We start from the raw sequence: 14,952 nt of genomic DNA on the forward strand, positions 1-14,952 counted from the left end.
GGAGGAGCATGAGCACCGGCACGATGAAGAAGAGGACGATGAGCAGCAATGCCGGCACGAGATAGCCGAAAGTGCCCAGGAGCCGCCTCCGGTATGCTCGAGAACTGGCAGATGCCATTCGTAACCCCTCTTACTCTCCCGGCGTCTTGAGGACGCCCATTGTCATTGCGGTCCGTCCCCGCACTCATCCGGCCGGCTGCGGCGAGAACGGCGCCGCATTCATGATCTTGTTCTCGGCAAGCTCGATGAGGCCGACGATCTCGGGAATGAACGCCTGCCATTCCGGATCTTCGGCGAGCGCCCTGCGGCGGCGCTGGCGATCGTCGAGGCTGGAAAAGGCCCAGATGTGGACGATCTCGTTGATCGGCCCGATTTCGGAATAAAGATAACAGACGAGGTTTCCCAGATGCTTCTTCTGGATTGCGATGCCTCTTTCCTCGACGGCCTTGAGATAGGCGGGAAGGGCGCCGTTCTTCAGCCGATAGGTCCTGACTTCATGGAACATGGCGTCATTTCGCCGTTCGGGACAGCGCCAGGCTCGACGTGACCGGGTGCACGCGGCCGGAAATGTCATCGCCGAAATAGACGCCGAAATTGCCGATCGAGCTTTCAAGGACGAAACGTCTGATGACGTCGGCCGTCGCCGTGTTCTCGAACGTCGCGTCCACCAGATCGGCCCCGCCGATGAACCGTCCTTCCCGCGGAATGCCGCTGCCGGCCAGCGCGTGGTAGATCACGTTGTGCTGCCGGCCGCCCTTCGTCGAGAAGACCGAATAGATGAAGCCGATCTCGATGGAGAGGCCGGACAATTGCCGCAGATGGTCCTCCAGCGCCTTGACCGGGTCTCCATCGACGCTGGTGCAGCTCGGCAAGGCAAGCCGCTCCTCGCCCAGCAGATAGATCGCGCCGTTCTGTTCGAGCACGGCCCCTATCCGCGCTTCCGGCTCGGCAGCCGCGGACGTGCCGATCGCCTCCAGCCTCGGCGTGAAATAGCGGCCGCGGACATAGCCGAGACCATTCAGCCCATTGTTGACGAAAGCGACGATGCGGCCGAGCAGGATGACGTGGTCGCCGGCCTCGATGACCTGGCTGAGGGCGCATTCGAACCAGGCCGCGGCGCCTGGAAAGATCGGCGAACCGTTGGGCGCATCGGCCCATTCGACGGAGGAGAACCGATCCTCGAGCTGGCGGGCAAATGTGTTCGAGACATCCTGCTGGTGCTCGGACAGGATATTGACCGCGAACCTGTCGGTGCCCGTCATGGCCGCGTAGCTGCGCGAGGTTCTGGCCAGGCAGACGAGCAGCATGGGCGGATCCATGGAGACGGAGCTGAAGGAATTAGCGGTGAAGCCGACGGGCTTGCCGTCACGCGCCCGTGCCGTGACGACGGTCACCCCCGTGGCGAAGGCGCCGAAGGCATCGCGCAACGCGCGGGGATCGATGGTCTGCTCAATCACGGTTGTCTCCTTTCCCGCTCGGACGGTCCGCAGCGCCGGCTCACACGCCCGCCGGATTGGCGACGTCGTGTCCGAGATCCTGCAAATCCTGGTAGCGATTGCCGATGCGGTGATGCGGCCGGCCGCCGACCGAGGCGCCGAGCGCGATCACGATCTCGCCCGCCGCCGGCGCATCGCAAACCGAGGTCTGGATCGTCAGATAGTGCGAGCGGCGGCCCTCGTCGTTCTTGTCCATCAGCGGGATCATCAGGGGCGCATTGGCCGGGCCGCGCGTGTTGCAGAAGGCGAGATAGGACTTCGCGCCCACCGCCGTGCGGTAGTGATTGCCGAAACGCAGCGTGTGGATCAGGGCCGAGGCGTGCTCGATTTCGCCGTCGAGGCCGACGATGGCCGACTTGCCGTAGGCCTCGACGCGATCGCCCGAGCCGACGGCGTCGATGATCATGCCGGTCAGCAATTCGCCGAGCACGGGGGCGGCAGCATGGATTTCCGGCTTGAGGTCCTCGACGAAGCCCCTGCCCGCCCAGGGATTCGTGACGACGGCGATGGCCGAGTAGAGTTTGAGGGGCGTGGCCGCCGTCTTGCCGCCCTCGATGAGGGTGGTTTCAACTTGCAGCAGGGTCTTGCGGATTTCGATTGCCACGAAAAGCTCCCGGTCTTGATGCGTCGATCAGATATTGGTGTTGATCCAGACCGTGATGGTCTTGGTGTAGTCCCGCACGGCATCGATCCCGCCTTCGCGGCCCTTGCCGCTGTCGCCGAACCCGCCGATCGGACCCATGGGTGCACCCATCCGGTAGCAGTTGACGAACTGGATGCCGGCGCGCAGGCCGTCGCTGAGGCGCAGGACGCGGCCGACATCCCGGGTGAAGATGCCGGATGCGAGGCCGAAACGGGTATCATTGGCCATGTCCAGCGCTTGCTGTTCGTCGTCGAAGGTCATGACGGTCAGCACCGGACCGAACATCTCGGTCTGCGCCAGGTCGTGACTGTTGGCATCCACTTCGACGATGGTCGGCAGGTAGTACCAGCCTTCCTTGAGTTCTTCAGGCCGGCTGCCGCCGAGCAGGATGCGTGCGCCGCCCGCCGCGGCCTTGGCGACGGAGGTCTCGATCCGCGAGAGCTGTGCCTCGGTCGCCAGCGGGCCGAGCTGCGAATCCGTGTCCAGCGGATCGCCGATCCTGAGCGTTGAGGCGGCCTCGACGAGACGGCGGACGAATTCGGGATAGATGCCTTTCTGCACCAGCGCGCGCGACGAGGCGACGCAGCTCTGGCCGGCCGAGCCGAGGAAGACGCCGGAGATGACGCTGGCGACCGCATTGTCCAGATCGGCATCATCGAAGATCAGCGCCGGCGATTTGCCGCCGAGCTCGAGCGACACATCCGCGAGATTGCGCGACGAGTTCTCGACGATATGCCGCGCCGTGTCCGGCCCGCCGGTGAAGGCGATCTTGGAAACCAGGGGATGGCTGCTGAGCGCCCGGCCGCAGGTGGCGCCCCCGCCGGTCACCACATTGATGACGCCCCTGGGCAGGTCGATGGCTTCGGTGACGAGGCGGACGAATTCGATGATCGGGGCCGCCGCGATTTCCGACGGCTTGATGACGATGGTGTTGCCGGCCGCAAGGGCCGGGCCCAGCTTGAGCGAGAGCAGCCAGAGCGGATTGTTCCATGGCACGATGGCAGCCACCACCCCGATCGGAACGCGCTTGGTAAAGGCGGTCATGCCCTGCTGCGGCGGCGTGAACGTATCGCCCGTGACCTTGTCGGCAAGCTCGCCGAAAAAGCGCAGGTAATCGGCGCAGACGCTGGCGAAGCGCTTTGTCTCGGCCAGCACCTTGCCGGAATCGGCGGCCTCGATCTCGGCAAGAAGATCGGCGTTCTGCACCGCGACATCGGCCATCCGGCGGATCAGCAGACCGCGCTGGACCGGCCCCAAAGCCCGCCATTCAGCGCCGTGAAAGGCGGCATGCGCGGCCCGGACCGCCTTGTCCACCTCCGCCTCGCCGCAATCCGGCATGCTGTAGATCGGCTGTGCGGTCGCGGGATTGTAGGACAGGATGCGGGGCTTCTCCGCGAGATCTCGCCATTCGCCATTGATGTAAACGGGCATGGGGCGTGTTTCGCCCGCGCGTGCGGTCACGGATTGCGTCATCGACATCTGGGAATCTCCATGCTTTCGGGCGACGCGAGCCGGCAATCGGATCGCGTCGCGATGGGAGGCCGGCGATTTGCCAGCCGTATTGCGATCAGGCCTCAGGATGCCTGCCAGGCGTACCACCGCGTTCCGATCTCGTCGGTATGTTCGGACCAGTATTCGAGGTTCATCGGCAGTTCCTGGTCGGCGTGCGAGAAGGGCATGAACTCGATCATGTCCTCGTTGAGCAGCGCTCGGGCACCCTCGTTGGTCGGCGCATAGGCGGATGCATTGGAGAAGTCTGCCTGGCCCTTGGCTCCGGATGCGATCGCGATGAATTCCATGGCGGCCGCCTTGTTGGGCGCACCCTTCGGGATGACCAGCATGTCCGGCCCCGGGATGTTCTGCGCCCAGGAGATGCCTAGCGTATCCAGGCCATCCTTCTGCATCGAATAAACGCGGCCGTTCCAGAACATGCCGAGCGGCGCCTCGCCGGAAGCGAGCAACTGCTGGGATTCCGCACCGGTTCCCCACCAGACGATCTCGCGCTTGATGGTGTCGAGCTTCTTGAAGGCACGGTCGAGATCGAGCGGGTAGACGTCCTCCGGCTTGACGCCATCGGCCAGCAGTGCCGCTTCCAGCGCACCCATGCATGCCCACTTGTAGAGCGCGCGCTTGCCGGGGAATTTCTCGAGGTCGAAGAGGTCCACCCAGCTCTTCGGTTCGCCGGTGACGAACTGCTTGTTGTAGGCCAGGACATAGGATGAGAGAAAACTGCCGACGCCGTATTCGAAGGTAAGGCGCGGGTCGAGCCCGTCCTTGTTGACGATATTGAAATCGATCGGCTCGAGGAGGCCTTCGCGGGCAAGCTTGTAGGCGAACTGGCCTTCGACATCAACGACGTCCCACATGACGTTACCGCTCTCGACCATGGCCTTCAGCTTGCCGTAGTCGGTCGGGCCGTCATTGATGACGGCGATACCGGTCTTTTCCGTGAACGGAACGGCCCAGGCCTTGTTCTGTGCGTCCTGCGTCGAGCCTCCCCAACTGACGAAGGTCAGTGATTTCGCTTGTCCGAAGACACTGCGCGCGCCCATGGCCGATCCCGCCAGAAGGAGGGCTGAATAATGAAGGAATGTTCTGCGCTTCATGTTTATTCCCCTTTTATGATGTGGTTGGAATTGCTGCGGGTGCCCCGACCGGTCTTGTTTGCCAGCCTCTGTCGGACGGCCTGAAGGGCGGGAATTTCCGTTATTCTTCCGAACCGGGAAATTCCCATGCGGTGCTGCCGGTCAGCCGACCTCGCGCCTGCTCTCTCCCGCGTTCTCGAAAGCGGGGATGACCTCGCGGCCGAACAGTTCGAGCGAGCGCTTCTGCTCCTCTCGCGACAGGCCAAATCCGGCATAGTAGCAGAAATTGTCGACTCCGGCCGCCTCGTAGAGCTTCAGCTTTGCGATGACTTCGGCCGGCGAGCCAAAAATCAAGTTCTCACGCAGGCTTTCGATGGCATATTCCTCGCTGTTGGAGGACGAGAAGACGTCGTGGGACAACGGGAAGCCGTTCACGACCCCGCCGTCGGTCTTGAAGAGATTCTCGAAGAGGCCGCTGCGATCGATCAGGGCGTCGACGGCGAGCTTGAGGCCGTCCGGCCTGTCATAGACGTGGGTGTGGCGCATCGTCATGAAACGCGGACGGCGGGCGAGCTTGCTCGCGGCGAAGGCATCTTCGAAACGTTGGCGATAGGCGAGGAATTCCGAGAACGGTCGCGTGATCGCCCAGGAATGAATGTTATAGCCCTGCGCGACGGCCCAGTTGTATGAGGCGGGATCGCGTGCGGCGATCCAGATCGGAATCTTGCTCTGGAGCGGCTTGGGAACGGAGGTCGAAGTCGGGAAGGACCAGTATGCTCCCTCATGGGCGTAGTCGCCGCCCCACAGCGCCTCCATCGCCGGCACCAGTTCCTGCATATAGGCAAAGCCCTGCTTTTGCGGGACGCCACCTGCCATGCGGTCGAATTCGTATTGATAGGCGCCGCGACCGATGCCAAGCTCGAGGCGGCCGCCGCTCAACTGATCGAAGAAAGCTGCCTCGCCGGCCAGCTTGATCGGGTGCCAGTAGGGCGCCACCACACACGCCGTGCCGAGCCGGATGCGGTCGGTGTGCTCTGCCATCTGGGTCAGCATCTGGAATGGCGCCGGGCCGATATTGGCCTCGATCGTATGATGCTCGCCGACCCAGACGATCTCGAAACCGGCCTGTTCCGCAAGCTGCGCCATCTCAAGCGTATGGCGGATAACGCCGCGCATGTCCTCGGCGTCGCTGCGTCGGTCCAGAGTGAGAGATACAGAAAACTTCATAGTGCAGACCCCGTTGTGACTTGCCGCCGAGAATAGACAAACCTCAACTAATTCCTTCCTATCTTTCAATGGAATCTGCTAAGTTTTTTCCTATGAAATTGTGAAGGATCAAGGTGGATGAAGCAGGCACCGGCGTCGGATTTCCTGGAGCGGCTCGGGGAAATCGCTCGGATCGTGCACGAAGGCAAGGACAGCCAGGACGTGCTGAGCCGCATGGCCTATGCGATTTGCTTCGACTCGCCCTGGAAATCGTCGTCGATCATGGCGGTCGACGCACCTTCGGCAAAATGTGTCGAGGTGGCGCATTTCAGCCGTTCCCAGACCGACAGGGTCAGGCCGACGGCCTGGAACTTGAGCACGAGCCCGACATCCGTCGTTCTGGCGTCGGGCGAGCCGGTGGTCATAGAGGATGCGCTTACGCAGACCGCCTATCCGGAATACTGGGCGGATGCGCAGGTCCAACGCTACCGGACCGTGGTTCTGCTGCCATTGCGGGCGACGGACAGGGACGGGCGCCCTCTCGTCATGTCGCTGCAGTCGCATGATCGTCTCGAAATATCGCCGATCATGCTGACCTATCTCTCGACCTGCGCGGATCTTGCCGGGATGGCGGTGGAGAAGGGCAAGACCCTGGAATCGCGGGACGATGCGATCGAGAAGCTGTCCTCCGTATTGATGCTGCAGCGCAGCCTTGTTTCCCAGGCGCTGAAGGAAACCTCGTTCCAGACCCTCGTCCAGCTCTGCCACCGCCACCTGACCAGCCCGTTCATCGTCGGCGATCTCGTGCTCGGTCGCGCCTATTGCAGCGGGTTTGCCGACAACCGGGCCATGGACGAATTGTGCAACGGCAGCGGCTGGCGGGCGATCGAGAGCTTTTTCAAGGTCACCGGAAGCGAGAAGTTCGACAAGAAAACCGTCCTGAAGCTCGGTGCCGGCACTGTGGCGCTCGACGTCCTGAGCCAGGCGATCATGGCCGATGGCGAGATCATCGGCGGCATTGCACTCGTGGTGAGCGAGGAGACATCGCAAGAGATCATTGAGGCCGCCGAAGCCATCTGGATGGTGCTTTCCATCGCGCTGCTGCGCAACCACATCCATTTCCAGGCCAACAAACAGTCCTCGTCGGAGTTCCTGTCCGAGCTCCTCGACGGCAAGCTGCACACTTTGCCCCTGCAGGATCATCCCTATGCACACATTTTCAAGCAATCCCATAATCTCGTGGCGCTCCGCAGCGACACGACTGCGGTGTCACTTTCGGCCGTCATGTGGCCCATATCCCGACTGGTGCAGACCATGGCGCAACGCATCGTAACCGGCATTGTCGGCCAGTTCGTCGTGCTGCTCGTCCCGCAGAACGAGTTCGACCAGCCCACAATGCAGCGGTTTACCGATCAATTGCTCGCCGAGGCGGAGCGTCTGAGCTCAGGTCGTTGCGTGATGCTGGAAATTCCGGACTGCATGGTTCCCGCCGACTACGCTTCGGCCTGGCGTCGCGCGTTGAGGCTGAGCGACTGGGCGATATCGAACAAGCACTATGGAAGGCTGTCGCTGACCGATACCGGGCCGTTCGGCATCCTCTCGGAAATGCTCGATTACACGCTCGTCAGCGACTATTGCCGCGCGGTCCTGAGCGGCATCCAGCAACATGATGCCACGCAATCCGCTCCACTCATGCCGACACTGCAGGCGCTTATTCGACATGGAGGACGCCCGCAACCGGTCGCAGACGAGCTCCACGTTCACATCTCGACTGTGCGCTACCGGATCGATAAGATTCGCGAAACTTTCAGCATCGATGTCCGGGACGCAGAGACCCGGTTTCGGGTCGAGATGGCTTTGCGCTTGACATCACTCTTGCCGGAGATGCGACATGATCAAGCGTTGCGGAGTGGCCCACCGAACAGACCCGACGGCGCGTTAGTTGTCCGGGGCCCGAGCGCATGAGAGATGATCTGGGCTGCCAACCGCCATGACATTAGACCTCTCATTGCGCCCGCTGAGAACATTCGGCGCCTTCGCTAGAAAATCGGTTCCGACCTCGTCAACCTCCGTCCCTGATCGCGGCCTATCGAGCAAGGAATCACTTCGCCGAGCGCCCGGATGAAATCCATAGCGTTGCATGGCGCAGGCCCTATGCATTGATGGGTCGCAGGGCATCGGTTGGCCCGTCGCTGGAATTCGTGCTTCATTTCGAGCTAGAAATGTGGCTCACCCCCTATGGGGCACCCTGAAATGGAATGTGGCATGCTGGACGTGCAGCAAAGACAAAATCTGAGCGGTGCGGCAAGGCGGCTACTTAACTATATCGAACGGCATCCCAATGCCGTGCTGGTCAGCTCCGCGCTTGACCTCGCTGCAAAGCTCGATGCCTGTTGACGCAGGATCGAACCTGACAACCCCTCCAACTGGTCGTAGAAGCCTATGCGAGGACGCTAGAGAGACTTTCGCGTCCGACACTGCCAAGACATATAAACAGCCTCATCAAGTGAGGCGAAATCACATGGCTCTGGGGTCGAACAGGCACCAAACAGCCAAGAACGGAGAATGGCCGGAGGAAGCCATCGCATGCACAATTCCGGGTTTGTTATGGAATGTGCCGCCGATCCCTGGTGTTTCCCAGTCATCATTCCCGTGGCGGAAGCGCCCGTCGGTGAGAACGAGGTAGATCTCCTCGGGTGAATGATTGTGATCCGGGTATCTCACGTCCGGTGCCAGAAGCGAGAGACCCACCCAGACATCGCGGCGATCCTCAATTCCCCCGGGACCGACGATCATGGTATTGGCGTGTCCGTTTCTGAAGGACTCGCTCGCCGTTGGTGCAGCACCTTCTCGCCTGTCCCACGACAGGAGAGGCGCCAGGGCAGCTATTCCAAGAGCCACCTCCTTTAGCGCGCCTCCCCGGCGAATTGCCGGCTCCAACGCGGCGTCGAGATAGTCGCACGCGGGCAAGCGGGTGCCATCGCCGACTGCTTCCTGTTTTGGCGTCGCAAGCGCTGCGAATACGCGGCGCAGGCAAGCTTGCGTCTCGGGACGCGGCGCACTTGTTTCAACGGCTCGTTTCACCGAGTCGAGAAAACCTTGCAGTGCGGGTGATCGTTCGATTGTGCTCATGACGGTCCTCCGGATCGGCGCTGCCTAGAATGTCGAAGTTGTCCGTAGTCCATCAGCGCTCCCTGCCCGCCTGCCACTGTTCGAAGGCTATCTGCAAGGTTGCCCCGATGCGCCTGAGCGGTTCCGGAGGAAGCCAGGTTGGAGTTCCGAGCTCCAGACGATCGCACAGGAGAGAAGAACGCAAACCGCTGGCTTGTTCGGCCAGGAGCTTACCTTGAATGGTTCCCCTGAGAACCCCCGCCCCTCCGCATCCAACAGATGCATACATTCCCGGTTTGACCTGCCCGAAGAAATAGTTGTCATTGTGGGTGATAGCCGTGACGCCGCCCCACACATGCTCGAATTCATGGGTGCGCATTCGCGGGAATCTGCGGCGGTAAAGTTGTGCCAGCATCCTGCGAGCGTCCGCAGTGCTGAGCTCCTTCTCATAGGAATCACCACTTCGAATGAGGAGGCGCCGCTTGGTCTTTCGCATTGTGGTTCCCATGCGATGCCCCGGAAGGACACCCCATGTGTGCCCGGCGCCCAGCAGTGCGAGTTGATCATCATCGAGTTGAGGCGTGAGTGCACCGTAGGTGTAGATCCCGATCATTCGATTACGGGCGATTCCGAGAGATCTCGCATGCAGATTGTTGGTTACGAAAACCCGATCTGCGACAAACTCGCCACGGTTCGTCTGGATAAGAAAGGGAGCGTTGTCGCTCAAAGACTGGACGGTGGTGTTTTCCCTCAGCTTTACTGCCGCAGGCAACGTGTCCGCGAGCCCGCGATGCAAAGCTGCCGGCTGTACCAGAGCCCGGGTCAAGGACCGTATCGCGTATCTATAGTACTCCGTCCCGAGCATCCGAGAAAGCTCCGGCCGGGCGTACTCCTCGGGGTTCAGGTCCCATGCACGATAGGTCTCGCGCGTTTGGCGAACCGATTTTTCGACCGACGGCGTGGCTGCAGCGGTTATAGCGGGCGTATTTTCATCCCAGTCGCAATCTATGGAGTGTTCGCTCACCAGCGAACGAAGCCAATCCAGGCCCGCTTGCGCCAGCCCCATCTGCCTCGTCGCCCACTCCTTCGCAAATCCGGCGGCGTTGGCACTTGGTTCACCTGGATTGACAAGGAGAAACCCGGAGTTCCGTCCTGAGGCACCTTCGCCTACGGTCGACGATTCCAGAAGGAGCACTTCTTCCCCGGGAGCAAGTTCGGCGAGACGACGCGCAGCCGCCAATCCGGTGTAACCCGCGCCGATGACGGCGGTGCGAAAACGTCGGGTTGTCGGCTCGTCTTCCCGGTTACGACGCTGTGGCAGCAACGCATTCCAGCCGGACCGTGACTTGTAGGAAGGGGCATTTTTCATTTCATGTACTCGACGTTGATCGACAATCAGTCGCCTTGATCAGAAGATATTTCCCGGAAATATCTGACGCCTTCCGGTTTCGGAGCCGGGCCCTTGCCGGGGTTCGTCGCGGGAACACGAACGGCTTGAAGCGACAGTGCCGCATTGTTGCGGAAGAGCCGGGAAACCAGGTTTTCGCGGAGTATTTCGAGATCCCAAGGTCGGATTGTACCGACCTTGGGGCAAACGTCCTCCTCATTCCCCGTAGATATCGAACGGGAAATACTTGTCGTTTATCTTCTTATATTCACCGCTCGCGCGCACCTTGCGGATGCCATCACTGATAGTGTCGCGCAGAAGGTTCTCACCCTTGCGAATGCCCATTCCGACACCGGGGCCGAAATATCTCGGATCGTCATATACCGGTCCTTTGAATTCGTAGTCCTTGCCCCGATCGGAGTCGAGGAAATGGAAGAGAAGGATCGTGTCGGAGAAAACCAGATCGACCCGGCCGGCTTCCATGTCCAAATAAGCCTGTTCGAGCGTCTGGTAGGACCTCATGACAGATTGCGGTAGTTCCGCCTTGACGTAGGCTTCCTGCCAGGCGCCTCCTTGAAGCCCGATCACGACATCTTTCAGCCCTTCAGGGGTATAGTCCCATTCCTTGCCCTTCCTGCCGACAAAACGGTTTTCTGTCGCCCAATACTTGTCCGTAAAATCGACGGCCTTTTTTCGCTCCTCAGTGATTCCGAGGCCGATGATGACATCGTATTTCCCGACCTGAAGGCCCGGAATGATCCCATCCCAGTCCTGCACGACGAATTCGCACCGGATCTTTTCCGCCGCGCAGATCGCATTCATGATATCGACGTCGAAACCCTGGACCTTGCCGTTCGTGTCGACGAAATTGAACGGCGGGTAAGCGCCTTCGATGCCGATCCGCACCGGGTCCGGCAACTTTTCCTGCGCCACAGCGGGCGCCAGGCCAAACAGTGGCGCTATCAACGCCAGTGAAACAATCCAAGATCGTGCCATTTCTTTCATTCCCCTTCTTGTGGCTGAGTTGCACTTCGATGCCCTTTACGTGTCCTGCGGTGAGGACACACCGAATGCGCCGGGCAAGGCGTTCGATCGCCGCCTCCGTTCGGGATGCAGCCATGCGTCGGCAATGTGGACCGCAACCACCGCGACCATGTTGATGAGCAGGTAGATCACCCCGGCCGCGATAAAGACTTCGAAGACGGCGTAGGTGCGGGAAATGATCTGCCGGGCGATCCCGGTTACCTCGAGAAGCGTGACCGTACTCGCGAGCGACGTCGCCTTGATCATGAGGATCAGCTCGTTCCCGTAGGCAGGCAGCGCCTGCCGCGCCGCCACCGGGATTACCACGCGTCGCACGATTGCCAGCCGCGACATTCCGACGGCATGGGCAGCCTCGATGTTTCCCGACGGCACGGAAAGGACGCCGCCTCTTATTATTTCACTCACATAGGCAGCCGTGTTGAGGGCCAGCGCTATCGTCGAGCACCAGAATGGATCCCGCAATACGACCCAGAAGATGCTTGTCCGGACCGCATCGAACTGGGAAAGCCCGTAATAGAGCAGGAAGAGCTGCACCAGCAGCGGCGTGCCGCGGAAGATGAAAACGTAGCCCTTTGCCAGCAGTTGGAGCGCAACGAAGCGCGACTGGCGTGCGGCGGTCAGCCCGATTGCCAGCATCAGGCCGGTGGAAACGCTCAGCAACGCCAGTTCCAGCGTGAGTCGCACGCCTTCCAGCAGCATCGGGAAGCTTTCCAGGATCATCTGGAAGTTCATGGCCGCGCCTCCTTCAGACCTCGTCCGGAGAAAATTTCGGCACGGGCGAAGAGACGCGCAGAGCCCCACGTGAACAGAAGATAGATCAGGGCTGCAGCAAGATAGAACGTGAACGGCTCATGCGTCACGCCCGCGGCCATGTTTGCGCTTCTCATGATTTCGGCCAGTCCGGTGACCGATATCAGGGAGGTATCCTTCAGCGTCGTCTGCCAGACGTTGTTCAGGCCGGGCAAAGCAACCCGTAGCGCCTGTGGAAACAGGATCCGCGAAACGATGACCCATCTCTTGAGCCCCAGGGCCATCGCCGCCTCCAGTTGGCCCTTTGGGACGCTTGCGATCGCGCCTCGGATCACCTCCGCAGAGTAGGCTCCCGAAATGAGGCCGACGGACAGAACGCCGATGGCGAATGCATTGACCTCGATGTAACCGCCGTAGCCAAACGTCAGCCTGACGATCGCCATGATCATCGAGCTGGTGCCGAAGAAGAAAAGGTAGATCACGAGCAGCTCCGGGATGCCGCGAACAAGCGTGGTGTAGACGAGAGCGAGCGCCCGCAGCGAAACGTGCCGCGATCTCGAAGCCATGGCAGCGAGCGCACCCGGGACGAGACCGAACGCAAAGGAGCTCACGGCCACAGCGATGGTCATCAGCGCGCCGATCAGAAGCGTGCTGCCCCACCCTTCCGGGCCAAACGAGAGGAGTGTGAGCGTCATGGAGCTCGCTCCCCGCCACCGCTGAGGAAGTCCCGGAGGCGTTGAGGCGCGCCGCCGCCGAACAAATCGCGCGGCGCACCTTGTGCGGCTATTCTCCCGCCCTGCAAGAAGACAAGCTGGCTGGCAACGTCCCTCGCGAAGGCCATCTCGTGCGTGACGATCACCATGGTGGTGCCTTCAGCCGCCAGTTGGCGCATCACCCTGAGAACCTCACCGACGAGTTCCGGATCAAGCGCCGACGTCGGCTCGTCGAACAGGATGGCATGCGGGGCCATCGCAAGCGCGCGAGCGATCGCGACACGCTGCTGCTGACCGCCCGACAAATGCGCCGGATAGGCGTTCTCCTTTCCGGAAAGGCCGACCTTCGCGAGATATGTGCGCGCCCGCTCGGCGGCCTCGCGCCTGGACAGGCCGAGAACGAAACGGGGGCCTTCCATGAGGTTTTCGAGAACCGTCCGGTGATCCCAGAGATTGAACGCCTGAAAGACCATTCCGACTTGCGACCGGAGGCGCTCGGCCTGCTTACGTCTGGCGCGTTCGTGCGGCGCGCCGTCGAAGGCTATCTGCTCTCCGCGAAACCTGAGCGATCCGGCATCGGGCGTTTCGAGAAGGTTCAGGCATCGCAGCAGCGTCGATTTTCCCGAGCCGCTTGAACCAACGATGGCAATGACGTCTCCACGGTTCGCTTCGAGCGAGACGCCGTCGAGAACCTTGTGTGCGCCAAACCACTTTTCCAGGTTGTCCGCTTCGATGATCGTCTCACGACCCGTGGCCGCACCGGGACGCCGGCCTCCGGCCGCCGTTTTGCGATCGACACGAGCAAGGTCGCAACCTGGAGTCGTCTCATCGTCTGTGGCGAAGTAGCATCCGTCCATCACCATTGCGCGACTTCTTCCCGCATGGTGGCGCGATCGCATTGCGGATGGGAGGGCCGATCGTCTTGCGCCTCGCCGTCTCCATGCTTGTAAGAAGCCATCGCTCACCTCCCTCGGCCGATTTTTCCGCCGCGATAGGAAGCTATCGCTTATTGAAAATTCTTTCAACAAGAATTGCGCTACAGCGAGTGCTGAAAGAGGCCGCATCTATCGACAGCGACCGTTTCTGGAAATGTGCCGGTGATTTGGAGATCGAGTGACGTCGGACGGTGGCGCCCGGATTCCTGGAAGTGAACGACGATTTCGAGCGTTGTCCTGTCGTCGAAACCGGCAACTGCAGTCACGATTTGACCGCTGCATCAATCACTTTTTGGCCAACGGCTCTTGAGCGCCCCGGTGGCTTACTGCCTATGTCAGGGAAGTTGCGTCTGCCGTTCGGTTGACGGCCCGGAAGGAGGCCTGGGGGTTTCGACGTTCCGGGACTCTGAGCCGGCCGATTGCGGCGCCCTCCGATCCCGCTTGGGTTTTAGACGGCTCAAGGGGCCTAGTTGCACTTCCAGGAGCGCATAACATCCTTCAACCGCGTCCGATTGAGATACGGCAGTCGGGTCGAGACACCATTCCAGCCACAGGCCATCGAAAAGGGCAATGAAGTTCATTGCAAGCTGCCCGGAGTTGACGCTGCGCCCACGTTCGGCTGCAAGCGCTGCTATTTCCAGCTGAAGCGCCTCACGATATTCGCGCCAAAGCTGGCTATGCTGGATTCTGAGGGCCTCGTTCTTGGCAATCTCGCCCCAGAGCGAAAGCCATATATGGAGGTTGGCCTTGGAAAAATGTTTTTCCGAGAACTGGGCCTGGATGAGGGCGCACAGCCGCTGTTCCGGGGTGCTTTCGTCAGCGTTGGCGCGGTTTATGCGAGCCTCGACAATCTGTTGATGGATGTCGTCATAGAGAGAAGCCCGATAGACCTCGGCCAGGATTTCGTCCTTGCCGGAGAAATGATGCGCAACGAGACCGATGGAGACCTTCGCCTCCTTGCGGATGTTGTCGGTCGTCAACGCCGTGATCCCGCCTCGCGAAAGGCATCGCGTTGCGGCTTCGATCAGCATCCGACGGCGTACCGCCGGCAACTCGCGGCTGAATCTCGGTCGTCGCGGTTT

At 61.1% G+C, this 14,952-nt stretch carries 16 protein-coding genes; 3 read left to right on the top strand and 13 right to left on the bottom strand.

Annotated elements, in window-relative coordinates; translation table 11 throughout:
* Positions 1-184: 184 nt before the first annotated feature.
* From ACIIOY_RS20315 to ACIIOY_RS20340, 6 genes are all read right to left on the bottom strand, one after another.
* Positions 185-505, bottom strand: coding sequence for an NIPSNAP family protein (locus ACIIOY_RS20315; protein WP_411036498.1), 321 nt, complete (start codon positions 503-505; stop codon positions 185-187).
* 4 nt (positions 506-509) lie between these two features.
* On the bottom strand, positions 510-1,457 hold the full coding sequence (locus ACIIOY_RS20320) for a flavin reductase family protein (protein ID WP_411036499.1): 948 nt from the start codon (positions 1,455-1,457) through the stop codon (positions 510-512).
* Between the two features lie 40 nt (positions 1,458-1,497).
* A complete protein-coding gene (locus tag ACIIOY_RS20325; RefSeq protein WP_411036500.1) occupies positions 1,498-2,100 on the bottom strand; it encodes an amino acid synthesis family protein in 603 nt (200 codons plus the stop codon).
* A gap of 27 nt (positions 2,101-2,127) precedes the next feature.
* Positions 2,128-3,618 (bottom strand): aldehyde dehydrogenase, encoded by a 1,491-nt coding sequence (locus tag ACIIOY_RS20330; protein ID WP_411036501.1) that lies wholly within the window; start codon positions 3,616-3,618, stop codon positions 2,128-2,130.
* Positions 3,619-3,713: 95 nt separating this feature from the next.
* Positions 3,714-4,691: an ABC transporter substrate-binding protein gene (locus tag ACIIOY_RS20335; RefSeq protein WP_411036502.1), complete on the bottom strand. Its 978-nt coding sequence runs from the start codon at positions 4,689-4,691 to the stop codon at positions 3,714-3,716.
* 195 nt (positions 4,692-4,886) lie between these two features.
* Complete coding sequence (locus ACIIOY_RS20340) at positions 4,887-6,020, bottom strand: LLM class flavin-dependent oxidoreductase (protein ID WP_411036503.1); 1,134 nt, start codon at positions 6,018-6,020, stop codon at positions 4,887-4,889.
* A 48-nt stretch (positions 6,021-6,068) separates the two neighbouring features.
* Between ACIIOY_RS20340 and ACIIOY_RS20345 the strand changes: the two genes are divergently transcribed.
* A complete protein-coding gene (locus ACIIOY_RS20345; protein WP_411036504.1) occupies positions 6,069-7,895 on the top strand; it encodes a helix-turn-helix domain-containing protein in 1,827 nt (608 codons plus the stop codon).
* 300 nt (positions 7,896-8,195) lie between these two features.
* Entirely contained in the window at positions 8,196-8,327 is a 132-nt protein-coding gene (locus ACIIOY_RS20350; RefSeq protein WP_411036505.1) for a hypothetical protein, read from the top strand.
* Between the two features lie 120 nt (positions 8,328-8,447).
* On the opposite strand, the gene ACIIOY_RS20355 is transcribed toward ACIIOY_RS20350, so the two are convergent.
* The 6 genes from ACIIOY_RS20355 to ACIIOY_RS20380 form a co-directional block, all read right to left on the bottom strand.
* The gene (locus ACIIOY_RS20355) at positions 8,448-9,062 is read right to left on the bottom strand and encodes a dimethylsulfonioproprionate lyase family protein (protein WP_411036506.1); all 615 of its coding nucleotides are present in this window, start codon (positions 9,060-9,062) and stop codon (positions 8,448-8,450) included.
* 52 nt (positions 9,063-9,114) lie between these two features.
* The gene (locus ACIIOY_RS20360; protein ID WP_411036507.1) at positions 9,115-10,410 is read right to left on the bottom strand and encodes an NAD(P)/FAD-dependent oxidoreductase; all 1,296 of its coding nucleotides are present in this window, start codon (positions 10,408-10,410) and stop codon (positions 9,115-9,117) included.
* 234 nt (positions 10,411-10,644) lie between these two features.
* Entirely contained in the window at positions 10,645-11,433 is a 789-nt protein-coding gene (locus tag ACIIOY_RS20365; RefSeq protein ID WP_411036508.1) for a transporter substrate-binding domain-containing protein, read from the bottom strand.
* A gap of 36 nt (positions 11,434-11,469) precedes the next feature.
* Positions 11,470-12,204 (bottom strand): ABC transporter permease, encoded by a 735-nt coding sequence (locus ACIIOY_RS20370; protein ID WP_411036509.1) that lies wholly within the window; start codon positions 12,202-12,204, stop codon positions 11,470-11,472.
* Positions 12,201-12,917 (bottom strand): ABC transporter permease, encoded by a 717-nt coding sequence (locus ACIIOY_RS20375; protein WP_411036510.1) that lies wholly within the window; start codon positions 12,915-12,917, stop codon positions 12,201-12,203. The genes ACIIOY_RS20370 and ACIIOY_RS20375 overlap by 4 nt, the downstream gene beginning before the upstream one ends.
* Positions 12,914-13,792, bottom strand: coding sequence for an amino acid ABC transporter ATP-binding protein (locus ACIIOY_RS20380; RefSeq protein ID WP_411036590.1), 879 nt, complete (start codon positions 13,790-13,792; stop codon positions 12,914-12,916). Before ACIIOY_RS20380 ends, ACIIOY_RS20375 begins: the two co-directional genes overlap by 4 nt.
* Before the next feature lie 5 nt (positions 13,793-13,797).
* Here ACIIOY_RS20380 and ACIIOY_RS20385 point away from each other — a divergent pair, with 5 nt between their 5' ends.
* Positions 13,798-14,052: a hypothetical protein gene (locus ACIIOY_RS20385; RefSeq protein ID WP_411036511.1), complete on the top strand. Its 255-nt coding sequence runs from the start codon at positions 13,798-13,800 to the stop codon at positions 14,050-14,052.
* 153 nt (positions 14,053-14,205) lie between these two features.
* Here ACIIOY_RS20385 and ACIIOY_RS20390 read toward each other — a convergent pair whose 3' ends face one another.
* Positions 14,206-14,901, bottom strand: a complete 696-nt coding sequence (locus ACIIOY_RS20390) for a TetR family transcriptional regulator C-terminal domain-containing protein (protein ID WP_411036512.1) — start codon at positions 14,899-14,901, stop codon at positions 14,206-14,208.
* Positions 14,902-14,952: the final 51 nt, after the last annotated feature.

This window comes from Shinella agrisoli, from assembly GCF_046557955.1.
In the GTDB taxonomy this organism is placed as follows: Bacteria; Pseudomonadota; Alphaproteobacteria; order Rhizobiales; family Rhizobiaceae; genus Shinella.